This window comes from Pseudoalteromonas sp. GW168-MNA-CIBAN-0100, from assembly GCF_040309225.1.
GTDB classification, from domain to species: domain Bacteria; phylum Pseudomonadota; class Gammaproteobacteria; order Enterobacterales; family Alteromonadaceae; genus Pseudoalteromonas; species Pseudoalteromonas arctica.
Window position 1 is genome coordinate 1 of record NZ_JBEOOL010001225.1, and the last position, 206, is coordinate 206.

Consider the following 206-nt stretch of genomic DNA (forward strand, 5'->3'; position numbering starts at 1 on the left):
TGGGTGATTAGCTCAGTTGGGAGAGCATCGCCCTTACAAGGCGAGGGTCACTGGTTCAAGTCCAGTATCACCCACCAAATTACATCAAGCGGTTAATTGACAACAAAGAATTAAATAACAGGCATACCTATTATATGTGGGTGATTAGCTCAGTTGGGAGAGCATCGCCCTTACAAGGCGAGGGTCACTGGTTCAAGTCCAGTATC

Annotated in this window: 1 tRNA gene; it reads left to right on the forward strand. The window is 46.6% G+C overall.

What is annotated here, in order from left to right:
• Position 1: 1 nt before the first annotated feature.
• A tRNA-Val gene (locus AAEY62_RS25310) sits at positions 2 to 77 on the forward strand.
• Positions 78 to 206: the final 129 nt, after the last annotated feature.